The organism is Bacteroides faecis MAJ27 (assembly GCF_900106755.1).
Lineage (GTDB): Bacteria > Bacteroidota > Bacteroidia > Bacteroidales > Bacteroidaceae > Bacteroides > Bacteroides faecis.
The window spans coordinates 272740-291775 of the sequence record NZ_FNNN01000002.1; the positions used below are offsets into that span (position 1 = coordinate 272740).

Genomic DNA, 19036 nt, shown 5'->3' on the forward strand with positions numbered 1-19036 from the left:
TGTATGGAAACATTTTTGATTCGTGCCCTGCAACTGATCATGAGCCTTTCGCTGCTTGTCATCATTCATGAAGGCGGGCATTTCCTTTTTGCCCGGTTGTTCAAGGTGCGTGTAGAAAAATTCTGCTTGTTCTTTGACCCCTGGTTTACATTGTTCAAGTTCAAACCCAAGAGAAGTGATACGGAATATGCCGTAGGATGGCTGCCGCTGGGCGGTTACGTCAAGATTGCCGGCATGATAGACGAGTCGATGGATACCGAACAGATGAAACAGCCCGAACAGCCGTGGGAGTTTCGTTCCAAACCGGCTTGGCAGCGCCTTTTGATCATGGTGGGCGGTGTGCTGTTCAACTTCCTGCTGGCGCTTTTCATCTACTCAATGATTCTTTTTGCTTGGGGCGACCAATATATAAAGGTACAGGAAGCTCCTCTCGGTATGGACTTCAATGAGACGGCGAAAGCAGTCGGTTTTCAGGATGGCGACATCCTTTTGTCTGCCGATAATGTGCCTTTTGTGCGCTATGACGGCGATATGTTGAGCCAGATTGCCGATGCCCGTGAAGTAAGTGTGCTTCGTGAAGGTAAAAAGGCTTCTGTCTACATTCCCGAAGATATGATGCAGCGACTGATGGCGGACAGCGTTCGTTTTGCTTCTTTCCGTTTCCCGTATGTGATTGACAGCGTGATGGTTAATTCTCCTGCTGCACAGGCGGGCATTCAGCCGGGTGACAGTATCATCGCATTGAACGGAGCCCCCATTTCTTTCTCTGATTTCAAGCAGACGATGGCGGAACGCAAGAAAAACGCGGAAACCCTGCTGAAAGACAGCATCGACCCCCGTCTGATCACCCTGACGTATGTACGTGGCGGCGTGACGGATACGACCTCCCTGCGTGTGGACTCTGCTTACCTGATGGGTGTCACTGCTTGTGTGACAACAGATCGCCTGCTGCCTATGGTGAAGAAGGAGTACGCATTTTTTGAATCCTTCCCCGCAGGTGTTTCTCTGGGTGTGAAGACATTGAAAGGATACGTCGGCAACATGAAATACCTCTTCTCGAAAGAAGGAGCGAAGCAGTTGGGCGGTTTCGGTACTATCGGAAGCATCTTCCCCGCAACGTGGGACTGGCATCAATTCTGGTACATGACTGCCTTCCTCTCCATTATCCTTGCTTTCATGAACATCCTTCCGATCCCTGCATTGGATGGCGGACACGTGCTCTTCCTCTTCTATGAGATGATTGCCCGTCGTAAACCGAGCGACAAGTTTATGGAGTACGCTCAAATGACCGGTATGGTTCTTTTGTTCGGCTTGCTGATCTGGGCAAACTTCAATGACATATTGAGGTTCTTCTTCTAAAGCGGGAAGGCAAGCGGAGGAGATCTGTGTCGTCCGGGACAACCGGCAGGATGAGGCTGACGTTGGCGGAGATGCCGGCGGGCTTTAGAAGGGATCAGTCCGAAAACCCGGCTTTTCGAAGTTGCCGAAACAGCAACTCCACCCAAACCGGACCGCTTGCCGATAGCAGGGAAGTAGTAACGGTGAAGTGATGTATATTGTTGAAAAACAGTAAAATAGAGTGTGCTATTTATCCTATATAGAAACGGCGCTTTAACACAACGTTAAAGCGCCGTTTCTATATGCGATAAGTGCCTTAGCCTGCTGGTGAGAAAGCGCCGTTTCTCCAATTGACATCCTGTATGCGCGGAGAGAAAGGTTAAATCATTAACATTTTCTTTTCCCGTTCCAAGTCCGTAGCATCCAGTTTTGGGGAGGGCACTGTGCAGGTTTTAATATAATCTCCTTCCTGACAGGTGTAGTTGTAGTACACTTCCAGTTCCGGTGTCAACTCCGCTTTCGGCACCAGCCTGCCTTCCATCGTCAGGAACTCATTGACATCCGTACTGTCCGACTGCTTCACCAACACAATTCGCCGGGCTATCGGGTTGTGATTGTAATCCAGACAGAGATACAGCCCTTTCAGCATCGCGGGATATTCATAATGTGGAAGTTGCAGGTAAATGGTGACGAGGGCGAATTGCGGCAAATCCCTTTCGTTGAACATCAGATAAGAGTTCTGATGGTTGCTGATGATTCCGCCTCCCCAATGCACCGATTTATAGGCATTTATCATTCCTACCTTTACATATTCGCTGTTTTCGGAAGCGCTGATCAGATATGGTTCTATTTTCAGGCTGTCGGTAGAAGAAGAGAGGCTGTAACTGAGATACAGTCCGCTGTAGTTGAAAACATCCTGTACCGAGTCCTTCATTTCCTTTCCCAGCAGTTTTACCAGCGGGTTACCGCTTTCCGCTTCGCTTTGCTGTTCGGGTTCCATTTCGAGCAGCAGCAGTTTCATCGCGCCTACATTATTTAATAAGCGTTTTTTGGAGACATTGTTGACCAGTGCCAGCGCTTCGTCCAGTGCGTCGTCCGGTGTGCGGGTTTTCAGCAGGTCGATGTAGGCGGGAAGTACGCTGGAGTACAAAGCAGACAATACGCTGGGCGCCATGTCCACCCGGTCCGCTATTTCTTTCATCTTCACTCCGTTGTTGCGCAAGTATTCGATTCGCTTGTATATTTCTGTCAGTTCGTTCATGATTTGTGGATTGTAAAATTGATTTCGTTGCAAAGGAATGACTAATGTATTATGAATATGTTGCATGAATATTACATTAATATTACACCCTGCCGGAAAGCGAATATATACGATATGATTCATTGAAATTCATTTTTTCACTCGTCGGGACGTCCTACTTTTGCACCGGAAACAAAAAATAACGAATCATGAATTTCAAAGAAAAACTGTCGCCTTCGACTCAAAAGAAACTTTCCGATCTACTTTTCATTCTCTATGCGGGAGGAGCGGCACTGCTGTCTTATTCATTGGTCTATGCGCTCCGCAAGCCGTTCACTGCCGCCACATTCGACGGCATGGAACTGTTTGGTATGGACTATAAGATAGCGACCAGCATCATCCAGATATTCGGATATATGGTGTCCAAGTTTATCGGGATCAAACTTATTTCAGAACTGAAGAGAGAAGGCCGCCTGAAATTCATTCTTGTCTCCATTTTGGTTGCCGAGCTCTCTTTGGTTCTTTTCGGATGCCTGCCCCGTCCGTTCAATGTACTGGCATTGTTCTTCAACGGTCTGTCTTTGGGATGCATGTGGGGAGTCATCTTCAGTTTCCTCGAAGGAAGACGGGTGACCGACTTGCTCGCCTCCCTTTTCGGACTGAGCATTGCAGTGAGCAGCGGAACGGCGAAGTCAATCGGACTCTTTGTAGTAAATACGCTGAACGTGAGTGAGTTCTGGATGCCTGCGTTGATTGGTGCGGTCGCATTGCCCCTGCTGGCCGCGTTGGGCTATCTCCTCGACCGGCTCCCCCGACCGACAGCCGAAGACAAGGCTTTGCGCGTGGAACGTGTGACGCTCGACAAACAACAGCGCTGGAACCTCTTTCGCAGCTTTGCCCCCGTGCTGACGATGCTTTTCTTTGCCAATCTTTTCCTGACAGTGCTTCAGGATGTAAAGGAAGATTTTCTGGTGAAGATTGTCGATGTGAATGCCGCAGGTTTCTCCTCATGGATATTTGCCAAGGTGGACGGAGTGGTCACGCTGATTATTCTGGCGGTCTTTGCTTCGCTGGCACTGATAAAGAGTCATATGAAAGTATTGTCCATCCTGTTGGCGCTGGTCATTGCCGGGGCGTTTACTCTTAGCTTCGTCGCGTTCAATTATGATGCATTGCAGCTTTCTCCGCTGGTGTGGCTGTTTATTCAGAGTCTCTGCCTTTATTTCTCGTATCTGAGTTTTCAGACGATCTTCTTCGACCGGTTTATTGCCTGTTTCCGTATCAGGGGAAATGTAGGCTTCTTTATAGCCATGATCGATTCTATCGGATATACAGGCACGGTGTTGGTATTACTTTTCAAAGAATGCTTTAACCCGGATTTAAACTGGCTGGAGTTTTATAATACGATGGCGGGCACGGTCGGCGTTGTCTGCTGTACGGCATTTACGCTTTCTCTGCTGTATCTGATACAACGCTATCGGAAAGAAAAACGTGGAGAGGTGATGGATAAAGAACTGGCTCCGGGCTTGATTCCCGTTGCCGAACCTGCCATACAGCCGCTCAGGGCACAGTGAAAAGTCTCTTGCCGGACCTGCATTTACCGGCCCGAAGAAGGAGACGAGTAGAACAGAAAGAAAATTGAATCAATAAATTATATAAAGCAAGAATGAAAAAAATTGAATGTATTATTATGGATTGGGCGGGTACGGCTGTCGATTACGGATGTTTTGCTCCTGTTGCCGCCTTTATGGAAGCCTTTGCGGAAAAAGGGCTGGTGATTGACGTCGTACAGACCCGTAAGCCTATGGGATTGCCGAAAATTCAGCATATCCGCGAGCTGCTTTCAATGCCCGAAGTGAACGGACAATTTGTGGCCCGCTATCAGCGTGCATGGACCGAAGAAGACGTGGTGGAACTGAACCGTCTTTTCGAAAAGCACCTGTTTGCCTCGCTCGAAAACTATACCGACCCTATCCCGGGCGTTATTCCGACATTGGAAAAGCTGCGTGCCGAAGGTCTTAAAATCGGCTCCACTACCGGATACACCCGTGAAATGATGGATGTCGTTCTTCCGGCTGCACAGGCAAAAGGGTATCGCGTGGATTATTGCGCTACTCCGAACCTCCTTCCTTCCGGTCGTCCGGCTCCTTACATGATTTTTGAGAATCTGACGAAGCTGGCTGTCCCCAGTCTGGATGCCGTAGTGAAAGTAGGAGATACGATTGCCGATATCAAAGAAGGGGTGAACGCGAAAGTGTGGAGCGTAGGCGTGATTCTCGGCAGTAACGAGATGGCACTTACCGAAGAAGAAACCCGGTCGATGCCTGCCGGCGAACTGGAGGCCCGCATAGCGGAAGTGAAAGAGCGCATGCTTGCCGCAGGTGCTTCTTACGTCATTCGCACGATAGAGGAACTGCCCGCTTTGATCGACAAGATCAATGCCGGAAGATAAGGAAAAGAACATTATTCATTTTAAAAAGAACATCACATTATGAAACCATATTTATTACTGACTCCCGGACCTCTTACTACCTCAACCACCGTTAAAGAAGCTATGATGACCGACTGGTGTACATGGGATGAAGACTACAATCTCGGCATTGTGGAGGAACTGCGCAAAGAACTCGTATCCCTCGCCACTCAAAAGACGGAAGACTATACCTCGGTTCTTCTGCAAGGCAGCGGTACCTACTGCGTGGAAGCTGTGCTGGGCGCAACCATCACTCCCAAAGATAAACTGCTGATTTGCAGCAACGGAGCTTACGGCGACCGCATGGGAAACATTGCGGAGTACTATCATCTCGACTACGACATGTTGGCTTTTGAAGAGACGGAGCAGGTATCTGTGGAGTATGTCGACGATTACCTGAGCAATAATTCAGATGTGACTCACGTTGCCTTCGTACATTGTGAAACGACTACCGGCATTCTGAATCCGATCAAAGAACTGTCACACATCGTCAAGATGCACGGCAAGAAACTCATAGTCGACTGTATGAGCAGCTTTGGCGGTATCCCGTTGGATGTAAACGAATTAGGTATTGATTTTCTGATCAGCAGCTCCAATAAATGCATTCAGGGTGTGCCGGGTTTCGGATTCATCATCGCCCGTCGTTCGGAACTGATGCGTTGTAAAGGTGTTGCCCGCTCGCTTTCTCTGGATATCTACGACCAATGGGAGGCGATGGAGAAAGGACACGGCAAATGGCGCTTTACCTCGCCGACCCACGTCGTTCGTGCTTTCAAGCAGGCTCTGACGGAGCTGATCGAAGAGGGTGGGGTAGAGGCCCGTTACCGGCGTTACTGCGAGAATCACCGTATTCTGGTGGAAGGCATGTGCTCTCTCGGCTTTGTCACGCTGCTTGACGACAGCCTGCAATCGCCCATTATTACCTCTTTCCTCTATCCGCACGACGGTTTTGACTTCAAGGCATTCTATCTGGCATTGAAGAGCAAGGGCTTTGTCATCTATCCGGGAAAGATATCGAAGGCAGATACGTTCCGTATCGGTAATATCGGCGACGTACATCCGGAGGATTTCCGCCGCTTGGTAGAAGTGATTCGTGATACGGAATATTAATCCGTATCCGATAAGAGATTAGTTGTCATTCAGTACGTAGTGAAGAGTCTGCTCTCTGTGTGTATGGGAGAGGAGATTCTTTGCTGCGCTACGGATGACATCTTTTTTGTCATGGCCGATTCGTTTCCCTCTTCAGCGTAGATGGTTGCGACAGCCGCAGGCTACTGACAACAGCCGCCACAGCGGCAAACCCGCTTCCAACCATCAGGCAGACAGCCGTACTCCGGTCGTGCACGACAAAACTGAAAAGCAATGCTACCAATGTAGTACCGAACGTTTGCCCCAGCAATCGTGCCATCCCCAGCATTCCGCTGGCACCGCCCGAGCGCTGTGTCGGAGCGGAAGAGATGATCGTGCTGTTATTGGGAGTCTGAAACAGTCCGAAGCCCGCTCCGCAAAGCATCAGACGAAGAATAATACTGATATCGGACGACTCGGCGGTAAGCCCCGAGAGCGAGAAGAGTCCGACGGCAAATAATACCATGCCGATGCTTCCCAATATCCCCGGATGGATGCGCTCTACCAGATAACCTGCCAGCGGAGCCGTCACAAGAGTTGCCAGCGGCCACGGAGTCAGCAGCAATCCCGTCATGACTTCGCTATGTCCCAGCGTATTCTGAAGGAAGAACGGAAGAGACACCATCGCTGCCATCTGAGCGATAAACGAACAGATGGATGTCAGAATGGACAACCGGAAAATCGGTATCCGCAACAGGTCCAGCGGCAGTAACGGAGTGGTTTGAGTGAGCTGCCGCCGTACGTAAAACGTTCCGACGATGGCCAATATAATCAGCTGCAAGACAAGAAAATCCATCTCTTCGTGATGCGCGAATCCGTCCAGTGTATAAATCAGTAATCCGAAAGTGATGGCATTGGCTATGGCACTTACGAAGTCAAACTTCCGCTTCGTGCGCTCTTCCTGTCTCGGCAAATGCTTGATGCCCAGCAGTAATGCTGTAATTCCCAGCGGTACGTTAATGGCGAACAGCCAGTGCCAGCTGGCTATCGAAAGAATACCGCTTGCCACCGACGGACCTGCTGCCGCTGAGATCGCCACTACCATCGCATTGATTCCCATTCCCCGTCCGATCTGGCTTTTGGGGTAGACGTAACGTAGCTGCGCCGTATTCACACTTGTGATAGCCGATGCGCTGAATCCCTGGAAGATACGTGCGATTGTCAGCGTCCAGAATGAATCGGACAAGGCACAAATCAGTGAAGTGATACAAAACAGACCGATGCCTGACAGAAACACTTTCCGATAACCGATAATCTCTCCCAAAGAAGAAAAAGACAGCAAAGAAACAACGATGGCCAACTGATAACCATTGATAATCCAAGTAGTTACGGCAGGTGAGGTCCCGAAATCGTGCGAAAGCGTGGGGAGTACAATATTAATAATATTGACATCGAGCACCGACATACAAAGAGCGAAGCCGATGGAGACCACTGCCCAGATACGTCTCGGCATTGGCAGTCCATCGGTTTCATCTATAGGAGTGGTATTATTTGTTTGTATCATAAAAAACTTATTCTTGTAGAACTTGATTTTGTCTGTAAATGTAAACAAAACAACGAACTACGTGTTTCAAGTTTCTTTGAAATATAAGTTTTTTTAGCGCGGAAGGTCCGGTTGTAGCTGTTCAATTATCTGGCTTTGTTCAGTTTCAGTATCCGCTGATTGCTGCTTCCCCGAAACTCCAGATAAGGGGAGAAGAGCGCCTGTTCGAAACGCCCGTCCACCAGTACATCTATATATGGCAGACTGGCATTCAAACGTGGATTGGCTTGGATCTCTTCATAGGTATATCCCGTATAGCACCAGATATTCATTCCCGTTTCCTCCTTCACCCGTTTGACGAAAAGCAGGAACGCTTCCGGATGATAAAAAGGATCTCCCCCGGAGAAAGTCACCCCGTCCAGCAGCGGGTTAGCTTTGATTTCCCGGATGATCGATTGAATCCGTTCCTCCGTCAGCGGTTTCCCGGCCTCCGGATTCCAACTTTCCGGGTTGTGGCAGCCGGAACAGTGATGGGAACATCCGGCAAGGTAAATAGAATACCGAATGCCTTCACCGTCAACGATTGTTTCGGGATAAGTCCCTAATAAATTCATAGCCTCAAAAAATGAAGAATTAAAAATGAAAAATTAAGAATGAAGCGCACAAAGAAATGAAGAATTAGGAACGAAGAATGAAGAGAACAAATTAATTAAGAAATTAAGAATGAAGAATACCCCTTGATAAACAGTTTAATACCATTACCCTGCAAAGTAATTCTTCATTCTTCATTTCTCCGTTTTTTTGTTCCTTATTTAATTCTCCTCATTAGTTTCCTCCGTGTTTTACGCGGTCCTTCTCTTCCGCCCGTTTGGCAGAGTTCCAGGAGCTGAGGTCTCCTGTCAGATAACCGGTGATGCGGCGCATACGCAAAATATTTTCGCTTTGGCATACCGGACACTTGTCGAAGATAACCCCTTTGTATCCGCAGTTGTGGCAGGTATCTACCGGGTGGTTGATGGAGCCGTAGCCTATGTTCTCATCGTGCATCACCTTTACAATTTTGGCGATGGCGCGTACATTCTTCTGGGCTTCTCCGTCCAGTTCCACATAAGTGATGTGGCCGCCGCCGGTGATAGCGTGGAACGGGGCTTCACGTCTGATTTTCTCCACGATGCTAATTGGTTCCTTCACGTCAACGTGGAATGAGTTAACGTAGTAATCACGGTCCGTAACTCCCGGAATTTTACCGTATTTTCTGCGGTCCATTTTGGTGAAACGTCCGGAAAGTCCTTCAGCAGGGGTGGCTAGCACAGAATAATTCAGGTTGTATTTCGCTTTATATTCGGCCACTACTTTGTTCATTTCCGTTACAGCTTCGTACAGCGTGTCCCAAGCCTTCTGGCTGTGTCCGTGACCTTCGCCGTAGAGGGCGACCATCGCATTGTGTCCACCGATAAAACCGATTCCCAGCGTACCGCTGCGCAGTACGTCGCCTACCTGTTCGTTCGGATTCAGTGCGGCTCCGCCTTTCCATACGTCATTGCCCATCATGAACGGGAACTGGCGGGCCAGAGCAGTACGCTGATACTGATACCGTTCGTAAAGCTGGTCGGCTACAAGAGTGGCCATATTGTGCACAGATTCCATGAAGATCTCTTTCGCTTTCTGCTCGATAGCATCCTTGTTGCGTTCGTCCTCTATCAGATTTTCCGCTTTGATGCGGGCTTCGATGGCAAGACGCGGCATATTCAGCGTAGTGAATGAAAGGTTTCCGCGGCCCAAAGAAGACTTTTCTCCTGCCACATTTTCAAATACGCGGGTACGGCATCCCATGGTTGCCAGTTCGTAGATGTAACGTTTCGGGTCATTGGCTTTCCATTTCTCGTTTTTGTTGAAAGGAGTGTCGAGGAACATGAAATTCGGGAAAAGAGCTTTTGCCGTTGTCTGGCAGGCCTGTAGCAGCAGGTCGAAGTTCGGAGCCTCGTAAGTGGACTTCATGGCGTCTTCGATCTTTTCCATTTTCATCGCTTTCTCGAAGTCCTTTTCCGAGTAGGAAACTCCATCCTTCACCTTGAATATCTGAATGGGGAATACGGGCACTTCGCCACGTGTTCCGAGTCCTTCGATGGTAGCTTTCAGCAGCTCTTCGATCACGAGGCGTCCTTCGGCAGAAGTATCCGTTCCGTAGTTGATGGAGCTGAACACTACCTGGTTGCCGCCGCGTGAGTGCATGGTGTTCAGGTTGTGGATAAAGCCTTCCATGGCCTGATGCGTATCTTTTCTTGTTTGCTGATAAGCCTTTTCTGCGATGCGTGTCAGGTGTTCCTTATCTATAATGATTTGCAGGGCTATCAAGGCGATGCGCAGTGCTTCGCGTTCTGCTTCTGTTGACTTGATAGACGACAGATGTTCTTTTATCAAGGTACGGATCGCTTTTTCGTCCGCCTGAGTTCCGTTCTCCATTGCCACATAGAAGTTGATGAACGAAGCCAGATGTTTGCGGAATGATTTAGCTACTCCTTTTGCCATGAAGAAGTCGAAGGCGGGGATTGCCTGTCCGCCGTGCTGCTCGTTCTGGTTGGTCTGGAAGATGATTGTTGCAAGCGTAGCGTAGCTTTGGATGCTCTGCGGTGTGCGGATACTGCCGTTTTTGGTGCGGAAGCCGCGTTCAAAGAGGTCGTCCATGTCGTACTGGATGCAGGTCGTCGTCTTTGTTGGATAATAATCAAGGTCATGGATATGGATGTCGCCTAACTGGTGTGCTTCGGCAAAACGCTTCGGCAACAGATACTTATAGGTATAATCTTTGGTAACTTCCGAGGCGAATGTCATCATTTGTCCGGCGGGCGTGTGGCTGCTCATATTGGCGTTGCTCAGGTTCACATCGTTCTTGTCGATAGCGACGATGCCGTCCATCACATGCTTCATCTGGGTTTTCTTGTCTCTTTCCGTGTTTCTCCATTCGCGGTAGATGATGTATTTCTTCGCCACTTCGGGGCGAACCTTCATCAATGCCTTTTCTACTAAGTCCTGAATTTCCTCCACGGTGATTGTGGGGTTGCTGAACTGACTGATCACACTCATCGTGACGTCAGCAATCAATTGCTGTTCGTCCTGAATACCTGTTGCACTGAATGCTTTGCTGATTGCATTCTTGATCTTACTGATAGAGAAATCTTCTCTTTTACCATCACGTTTGATGATACAAATTTCCGCGTAGTTCATAACTTTAACTCCCGAAAGTGATTAATAATATGTTTATTTGATTCCGGCAGGTCTTCTGACTTATCTCTCCCTCGCAGCGCCTTCCCACATTAGCTGATGCAGTGGCATCGTGTGCGGATTCATCGAGAATTACAGCAGCGGGTACTGTCGCCGATTTGCACAGCGTTCCCTCATTGACTAAACCTCTTTTTAGTTCCGAAACCGGATACAAAGATAGAAGATTATCCAATAGCTTGGGTAGCTTTTAACATTAAATTTTTGGGAAACTTTTCTTTCTTGCTGATACAGAAAGTTTTCCGTTTTGGATAACTTTTAAGGAATGATTCTTGCTAAAGATATTAGTTTTTCTTCTCTGCTATATTGAAATAATCGGACTCTCGTATAAGTATCACATGGCTCATAATTGTACTTATTAGAGGACTCACGCTTTTATCGGACTTAAAAAAGATAGACGAAATGAAGATTTTAAAAGATTTGCATACTGGTGGAAAGAAGTTTTCCAGAGTTGAGCGGATGCATTTTTTGCAAGAGTTGGAAGAAGAACTGAAAGTTTATTATCTCTCTTATACTGAGACAGTAAATAGGCCTTATTCCGAACAGGAACAAGAGATTATTGTCCGGATTATCAAGATGCTGATTCGTCAGCTTCGGGGTACATCCAAGTTTCAGTTGTTTAGCAGGAGAGGTGCAAGACGTAAGTCCGAAGATCCGGATGATGTGGAAGAGCGGGAAGAACGCCGGAAGGAGCAGACAGACGAGATACGTTTGAAACATACTAACCTTTATTCGTACAATCCTCTTTCCAAGAAATATAAAGCGAAGAAGGAAGAACTGCTCCGGAATCTGAAAAGGGAGTTCTAGTCTTCCGGATGTTTCATTGAGAACGTCCGGGAGGTAACAGGAAGAGTAGACCGGCAAATGCGTATGTATTGTGAGTCCCTTGCGTTTGTTGAGTCTGCTCTTCTTTGTTTATCTTCTATTTATTCCTTTTCTGTTTTTTATGTTCCTGCTTTTTCCGATAGGCTTCTTCTAATGTATATTTGTTTACTTTCATTGTTGTTTTATATCCAAGGAATAATCCTGTTAAAAGTAACATCAGATAATTGTATAATATAGACTTAAACTCTAAACTGAAGGTTATATATATTACAAAATACCAGCAATAAATTTGCGGTATTATTATTTCGGAGTTCAAATATAATGTCCGGATCATTCCTTTTTCTTTCAGAGGCTGTTTAGGTGTCTTTATATATGGAAACAGATAACTCATCATTCCACCTATTGCAATAATTGCTCCCCAAAGCATGACTACTATTACAATAGTATGCTTTAGGTAGTAATATTTATAAAAAAAAGAGGAAAACATGAAGCAAGGAATTATTATGACGCAAAACCATGAAGTAAGTTTCTCATATATTGCTATAAAAAGATGTCTCATATAACTATAAATTAATCGTTAAAACAAATTATTTCCATCATTCTTTTGTGATTTTATATACCTTGATATGGGTTAATTATGTTCTAATTGCCCATATCAAGGTAGGAGACTGGTAAATCCTAGTGCATAAGAGTTATTTATTTATTTTCTTTTTACTAACTCGATTTAAAATATATAAGTTGGCTTTTATTGCTATTCGATTTCCAAGAAATAATCCTAGTAAAAGTAGCATTAAATAATCAATATATATGGATTTTCGAGCGAAGAAAATAATATATGCTGCTGCACAGTAATAATATAACATATCAATGTTTTGATGAAACTTGAAACAAGCTGTTTGAATAATATCATTAGTTTCTACTTCCTTTCCCTTTGGATGTTTATTCCTCTCAAAGTAATTTAATATCTTACCTATCAACCATATTATCCATGAAATTAATAATAATATCATGATAATAAACATAAACTCAAATTCTCCTAAGTCAGGATGAAAAAAACAATAGATAATCATTAAAATGCTGTTGAGTATGGTTATCTTCTTGAATATTTCTATAAAAATATTTCCCATATATTGTTTAATGTGTTAATCTTTAAGTTGTTCTATTATCCATTCAAAAATATCTCTTATATAGTTTGTAGAATATTCTTCCTTTCCGACAACTTGATTAGTATGAGCATCATATGCATCTTGAGTAGGATCGGGAGTTGTTAATTCTAAAGCTGTTCTGGCTATACCTGAACCTATTAAAACTTTTTTTCCTGCTTTTCCTATTTTACTTTTATCATTAGGATCCCTTTTAGGAGCCGGATCGCCATTAGGCATCATTCCTGACACGTTGGTATCTATACTGTTTGCTACGTTTGCCTGATTCTTGTCTAAATTTTCTTTAGCTTTTCTGTCTCTTTTCCTCTGATGATTGTATTCAGGACTGACAGCGCTCTTTACCTGATAATACAAGAGAGAGCCAAAGGTATAAGACATCTTAGGCGCATCTGTAATCATTTGCCCTAACTCCGCGAACTTGTCTGATGTATGCCTCATTATTTGTTGATCTGAAGGCAAGTTATAGCTTTGAGTTCTCGTCAAAGGGTAATAGAACGGGAGAGGACCATAGGGTGTCGGGATCGCTACTCCTTGTTTGCCGTCCGGATCTATATGTGTAACTGGATTATTAAAGCAATACCCATAAGGAGTATTTGAATAATTCTTTTCACTTGACGGATCTGCTACATGCCATCTTCCCAACGCTGCATCATACATTCTTGCCCCATAATCATACCAATCCAATCCATTCTTTCTGTCCAATTCTTTGCTATTATACTTAAAAGGTTGGACAGATGAAGTCGAAGCGAATACTCCTCCGAACGGATAATAATGATTAACCTCATCTACATTATTATTCTCGTCTATAACCACCCGATTATTTCCTTGATGGTCTTGCAAGAAATAGTGATGAACAGCATCCGCAAGGGTTACATATCCTACCTCTGTCAGCAGTTTGACAGGAATTCCATTTTCATAGATCACGTTGCCGCAATAGTCTGTAATAAGTGTATCCTTATCTGTCACATGTGTAGTACGAAGTTTGGCTCCTTCCGGACTATAGAGATAAGAAATGTTACTTCCGTTCTCAAACTTTATGAGGCTTGGCAAATTTAAGTAATTATATTGGATATCAGTAATTTTTTTGTTTAAATCTCTTTTTAGATTGCCACTGATGTCATAGGAATATTCTACAGATTTGTCAGCACCGTTTGAAAATTCGAAGCTACCTGCGTATGCCGAATTTGCAGCATTGTCTTTAACAGAGAGCAAACGGTTGCCATTATAACTCAGTGAGAGATCATCTATTAAACCATAATCATTCTGTGATGTTTGACCGAAACGTTTCAAGCCCAGAATATTTCTATTTTTATCATAACCGGTTATTTGTTCGTTGAAACGGTTTAAATTCATGCTGAGATTATTCCCTTCTCCGTATATTGCATCTTTCATTCGGTTTAAACCATCATAACTAAATTTATACCCGGATATTCCTGACGAAGCAGTCTGCCAAGTCATACTACTGACATTTCCATTATAACAGGGGGTTCCTGCCCCGTCTGTATAGTGCAACTTTTGTTTGAAGAACGGACTGTCAATACTTATCATCCAATTACGAATGTTGTAATCGTAGGTTAAAGCTGTTGTTCCATTATTCAGCTTCACGCTTTTAAGCCGGCACAGATTGTCATATTCATTTTCTGATAATATGGTGTCTTGTTCGCCATTCAGACGATATATCACTTGTTTCAACCGTTCTCCATTGTCATATACATAGTCGTAATACTCTGTTATTACAGTGTTTTTGTCAGAATCGAGATGTAGATGAACGTGTCCTTTTGTTGATCCCGAGAAAGTATAAGAATAAAAATCGATATCATATCCTCCCAGATGGTTTGTTCCTCGTTGCTGGATTATACGTCCTTTTTTATCATAATAGAGGGCTGTTAATAGATAGTTATTGTTATCTAGATAGGAACGTTTCCCTGACTGTAATCCGACAGGATTTAAAGTAGGAACAGAAAACTCTTTTTCTTTATTCTTCAACCATGATGGGAAATCCTTAAAGCTATATTCTAGGGATAACCGTGTAGGCTGACTTTCGAAGTCTGCAAGAAAACTATAATCATCATAATAGTTCACCTCTTTAGGGTTAGTAGAAACCATTCCTAACAGATCATGAATAATATAGCCGGTGTCCATGGCACCTCCTCCTTGGTGTCGTTCGGCATATACTAATACATTTGAGATTGCCGGGGCGTTGAGTGACGAACTAATGCCAATTCCCTTTATCACCTCGCGTCCCTTTTGGTCGGGGACGGAGAATATCCATTCAAATTGCCGTTGTTGAAGTCGATTTTGGAGAAATATTAATCGGTCAGCTTTGTCATAAGCATAGCGGTTGGTGTCTCCGGGTTTTTTCTTCATGATACAGTGATTGCGGTTGTCATAACTATATTGATAGGCATACAAACTCAAATCATGAGATTCCTGATACATGGGAGGCAATACATAACATAGATTCCCTTTAATGTCATACACATAATACGTATCATACTGTTTTGATCCATCCATTTCCCGATTCAGAATAGTCCTGTCTTCTTTGTCTATGAATGTGTATAATGACTTTCCGTCTTCATCCGTAGTCTGTATTACTCGCAGTTCTCCCGGATCATATACACTTTCTTCAGATAAAGTCCCTTCATCATTAATTTGATAACGGATGCAGTTTAAGGCTGAAGTCGTATCGTTTGCTAAATATTGTGTATGAACAGGATTTCTTTTCCATGCTTCTCCCGCATCTTGCTGAAGTATAATTCTGCTTTCGGGAAAGTGGTCGTACTCGGTATATTGATAAGGAACATTGTCTGCATACTGTTTTACAGTACTGTTGAAAGGATCGGAAAGAAAAGCTCCGTTGTTTCCTTGAGCATGAAGCGGTAACCATTTTTTGGATATCCGGCCCATAGAATCATACGCAGAAGTAGATATCAAATCTCCTTTTGTGGGAGAAATTCCTTGAGATACAGTTTGAATAGGCTTACCTAATCCATCAAAATACTGAAACTCCTGAAGCATGGAATCGGCATTGGGAGAAAGCATCGTTTGTGTATGGACAAAGCTCCTGTTGATATTCAGTGAGTCTGCGTTAGTTGTTGTAAAGGGAAGATTCTCATTTCCCGATAAAGCCGAGCAAATCGGCAATAAAAGCATTAAAGCAAATATATTCTTCATAATTCATAAGCTTTATTTAATTATTATTTTCTGAACCGTAATGGTAATCATACCGAGAGATAACATTCTTGTCATTGTCCTTCACACACTGGAGCCGTCCTGCTTTGTCATATTCGTAATAAGTCTTAATCCCTCTGATATCGGTCACAGAAGTCATTCCTATTAAAGGCTTATACTCATATCGGGTTTTCAATCCATCTTTTTCTATGGTAACCGGATAGCGGTTATTATATCCCCAAACGTAAGAAGTGACACTTCTGTCTTTAGCTGTTTGCCGTGTTAAGTTTCCCCATGAATCGTATGCGTCATTGTGGAAGTCGGAATCAACAAAATCCAGATTAAAGTCTTTCCATTGAGGAAGTTGGTCATAGGCGGTTTTTCTTATTTCTTCCAGTTTTATTAGCTTGTCGTATTTTTTATATTTGTTATATTCTCCGCTTATTACTGTTTCAAAACTATCTGATTCTTTTTGAATAGTGAGTGCTTTTCTTACTGGCATACTGGTGAGAAAAGAGTCCACCATCATTTTTTCTATATCCGAAGGAGTAGTCATATCTTCCGGATATTCTATTCGCTCTCTTAATATATCACCATTGCTCAAAGTGGTCAATATACAATTCAGCCGACCGAGGGAGGACTTGAATTCGTATTCCCTTTGGGTTGTAAAAACTTTCCCGTTTGTATATTCTTTTGTCGTTTTACTATCGATCTGTGCTTTATCTACCACTTCTATGGCATCAATATAGAATACGTCGCCTGCTGTTTTTACATTTTTGATATTTTCAGTTTGATAACCGAATATAGGATGCCATTTTCCTCCTGGGTTCAGATAAGTAAATTCTTCTGAATAAATAGTATCTCCATTAAATGTTGTATAGAGTGATTCGAGAAGACCTCTTTTGTGGGCATTCGAATGAAGGCGGGAGAGAATAAATCTTGCCATACCGGAATTGGAAGAATTTATTCGCTGACCAGGAATGAAGTGGAGGCTTAGTGCATCTATCTGCGAGTAATCACCAATGAAAGGGTCGAAAGAATTTTTATATTTATATTCCGTCATACTACCATCTGATTTTTTCTCTACTACTCTGGCATATTCTATATGAGGACCCTCCAAGGAATAAGTTGCCATATCCTGAACATTTCCTCTGTTTATATAATAGAGCTGATTGGATATCACTGTGGTATAATCTAAACGATATCTAGGCATCTTTAGTAAAATGCCTGAACTGCTTCCGTCTAAATTCTGATATGTAAACTCCCGGCGGTTGCACTCACCGGTTTCCGTATAATCGCTGATCGTTTTTACTCGTACCCCTCCTGCCTGCTTGTCGACTGGTACTGATCGAATGACGTACTGATCCATTGCATGTTTGGAATAAGTATTACCTTCATATTCATAAGTGGTATACCCACCAGTAGGATATGAAATCTGTTTGAGCATGCCAAGCTGGGAATATAGAGCATTCGCTTCGCGTTGACTGCTTGTTATCACTTCTTTTTTATCCTTATCTGTTGTTGTAGAAGGAATGAAGTTGTTGATGCCGATTAATAACTGTCCATTATAATATCCCCAATGATCTACGGCACATGTGCCATTGAAAGGAAATACCAATATTGATGGAAACTCATCTACTCCTATATAATTCATTTTATAAATCTTCCCTTCTCCGAAATCAACCTCCTTTAAGAATAAGACTTTATTTTTATCCGCAGAATACTGATAGCTTAAATCGCAATGTAGTATTTGTTCTGTAGTCGGAGACAGGGAGTTGACCGTCACGGATGACAACTTTAGCAGTGCAGGCAAATCATGTGGATTGCGATCTGCTCCATATTTTTCTGACTGTTTTGAGGTATAGTCTAGTTGAATACGGCATACATCCCCCACTAAGATACTTTCCAGATAAGTAGGAAATTGAGACACAGTACTAGATTCATAGTATGAAGCCGATCCTCCGGATTGAGTCGATACTATCTTGTAATTAGGTGAGGGCATCATGTTTTTAATGATTCCCCGACTTGTATAGTCTCCTGATCGGTATATCAAAGATACTTTTCGTCCATTAGGTGCTATGATTTTTGTTAACTGCCAGGATATGACAGTTCGTTCCACACTTTTTTCTGAGATACTACATTCCCGATCATATAATCCGGACTGATCTCCTCCGAATATATATTTGTATCCATCATTGGTGGTGATTTCAAAAGAAGAAATTGGACTGTTTTGAAAATTGAATACTTTGATCTTAAAGTTGTCTCTTGCAGTGTTTGTATTGTAAATACATATTTTCTTGTTTACATCAAACTGAAAACTACCCTGATACCCCATAAAATTGAAGTGAAAAATGTCCGGAGTACTCTCGTACATAGCCGATGATGGCTTTGAAGGATCATACAGATAAACAAAAGGCTCATCAATAGTACTTATGTTATGAAATTGCTTTCCGAGTAAAAGAGGATTCGTTATGCTTTCATTAACAGGAACAGAACGATGGTAATCATAATAGCCGGCCATCGCGATATCATGGTTCTCATCCGGAATTCCTACTACTGTACGAGTGATAACTCCACCCGTATTCAGATACCATCCTTGCCCTAAAATGCCGGTTTGATGATTGGCAACCAAGCCATTGGATGCATATTCTAAACTTATGGGGATTTCAAAGTCGTTATCTTTATAAGTATAGACAGGAATAGAAACTCCCGTTGTACCCGTATATAAATCGACCGGATTATTTCCGTACCGAACAAAACTTTGAGTTTGCGGAGTCTGGATCGTTTCCTCTACTGAGAATATTGTTTGTGCCTGAGCCGTAAGTACGAGACAACAGGACATACATAAAGTAATAAGTTTATATTTTAATAAATAATTCATATGTTATTATTTTAAAGATTGATACTATTAATACCTTGTGAAAAGGGAAGAAAGTCTT

12 protein-coding genes and 1 riboswitch are annotated in these 19036 nt (G+C 43.6%); of the genes, 5 read left to right on the forward strand and 7 right to left on the reverse strand.

Annotation, left to right across the window (positions count from 1 at the left end):
* Nucleotides 1-3 precede the first annotated feature (3 nt).
* On the forward strand, nt 4-1359 hold the full coding sequence (gene rseP, locus BLW31_RS03080; RefSeq protein ID WP_010539185.1) for an RIP metalloprotease RseP: 1356 nt from the start codon (nt 4-6) through the stop codon (nt 1357-1359).
* Between the two features lie 358 nt (nt 1360-1717).
* Here rseP and BLW31_RS03085 read toward each other — a convergent pair whose 3' ends face one another.
* Entirely contained in the window at nt 1718-2599 is an 882-nt protein-coding gene (locus BLW31_RS03085) for a hypothetical protein (RefSeq protein WP_029425689.1), read from the reverse strand.
* A 188-nt stretch (nt 2600-2787) separates the two neighbouring features.
* Here BLW31_RS03085 and BLW31_RS03090 point away from each other — a divergent pair, with 188 nt between their 5' ends.
* From BLW31_RS03090 to BLW31_RS03100, 3 genes are all read left to right on the forward strand, one after another.
* Nucleotides 2788-4152 (forward strand): DUF5690 family protein, encoded by a 1365-nt coding sequence (locus tag BLW31_RS03090; RefSeq protein ID WP_010539183.1) that lies wholly within the window; start codon nt 2788-2790, stop codon nt 4150-4152.
* Between the two features lie 92 nt (nt 4153-4244).
* Complete coding sequence (gene phnX, locus BLW31_RS03095; RefSeq protein ID WP_010539182.1) at nt 4245-5030, forward strand: phosphonoacetaldehyde hydrolase; 786 nt, start codon at nt 4245-4247, stop codon at nt 5028-5030.
* Nucleotides 5031-5069: 39 nt separating this feature from the next.
* Nucleotides 5070-6158, forward strand: coding sequence for a 2-aminoethylphosphonate--pyruvate transaminase (locus BLW31_RS03100; protein ID WP_010539181.1), 1089 nt, complete (start codon nt 5070-5072; stop codon nt 6156-6158).
* Between the two features lie 109 nt (nt 6159-6267).
* Here the strand turns inward: BLW31_RS03100 and BLW31_RS03105 are convergent, their stop codons facing one another.
* The 3 genes from BLW31_RS03105 to BLW31_RS03115 all read right to left on the reverse strand — a co-directional run bounded on the left by BLW31_RS03105 (nt 6268) and on the right by BLW31_RS03115 (nt 10884).
* A complete protein-coding gene (locus tag BLW31_RS03105; RefSeq protein ID WP_022301360.1) occupies nt 6268-7680 on the reverse strand; it encodes an MFS transporter in 1413 nt (470 codons plus the stop codon).
* A gap of 125 nt (nt 7681-7805) precedes the next feature.
* Nucleotides 7806-8273 (reverse strand): anaerobic ribonucleoside-triphosphate reductase activating protein, encoded by a 468-nt coding sequence (gene nrdG / locus BLW31_RS03110; RefSeq protein ID WP_010539179.1) that lies wholly within the window; start codon nt 8271-8273, stop codon nt 7806-7808.
* A gap of 211 nt (nt 8274-8484) precedes the next feature.
* Nucleotides 8485-10884, reverse strand: coding sequence for an anaerobic ribonucleoside triphosphate reductase (locus BLW31_RS03115; RefSeq protein ID WP_010539178.1), 2400 nt, complete (start codon nt 10882-10884; stop codon nt 8485-8487).
* Nucleotides 10885-10912: 28 nt separating this feature from the next.
* A riboswitch (cobalamin riboswitch) is annotated at nt 10913-11099 on the reverse strand.
* 241 nt (nt 11100-11340) lie between these two features.
* Here BLW31_RS03115 and BLW31_RS03120 point away from each other — a divergent pair.
* Nucleotides 11341-11745: a hypothetical protein gene (locus BLW31_RS03120; RefSeq protein ID WP_010539177.1), complete on the forward strand. Its 405-nt coding sequence runs from the start codon at nt 11341-11343 to the stop codon at nt 11743-11745.
* 710 nt (nt 11746-12455) lie between these two features.
* Here the strand turns inward: BLW31_RS03120 and BLW31_RS03130 are convergent.
* Genes BLW31_RS03130 through BLW31_RS03140 form a run of 3 tightly spaced genes read right to left on the reverse strand, consistent with a single transcriptional unit; the run spans nt 12456 to nt 18978 of the window.
* A complete protein-coding gene (locus tag BLW31_RS03130) occupies nt 12456-12890 on the reverse strand; it encodes a hypothetical protein (protein ID WP_010539175.1) in 435 nt (144 codons plus the stop codon).
* A 15-nt stretch (nt 12891-12905) separates the two neighbouring features.
* A complete protein-coding gene (locus tag BLW31_RS03135) occupies nt 12906-16100 on the reverse strand; it encodes a DUF6443 domain-containing protein (RefSeq protein ID WP_010539174.1) in 3195 nt (1064 codons plus the stop codon).
* A gap of 16 nt (nt 16101-16116) precedes the next feature.
* Nucleotides 16117-18978: a hypothetical protein gene (locus tag BLW31_RS03140; protein ID WP_032837209.1), complete on the reverse strand. Its 2862-nt coding sequence runs from the start codon at nt 18976-18978 to the stop codon at nt 16117-16119.
* Nucleotides 18979-19036: the final 58 nt, after the last annotated feature.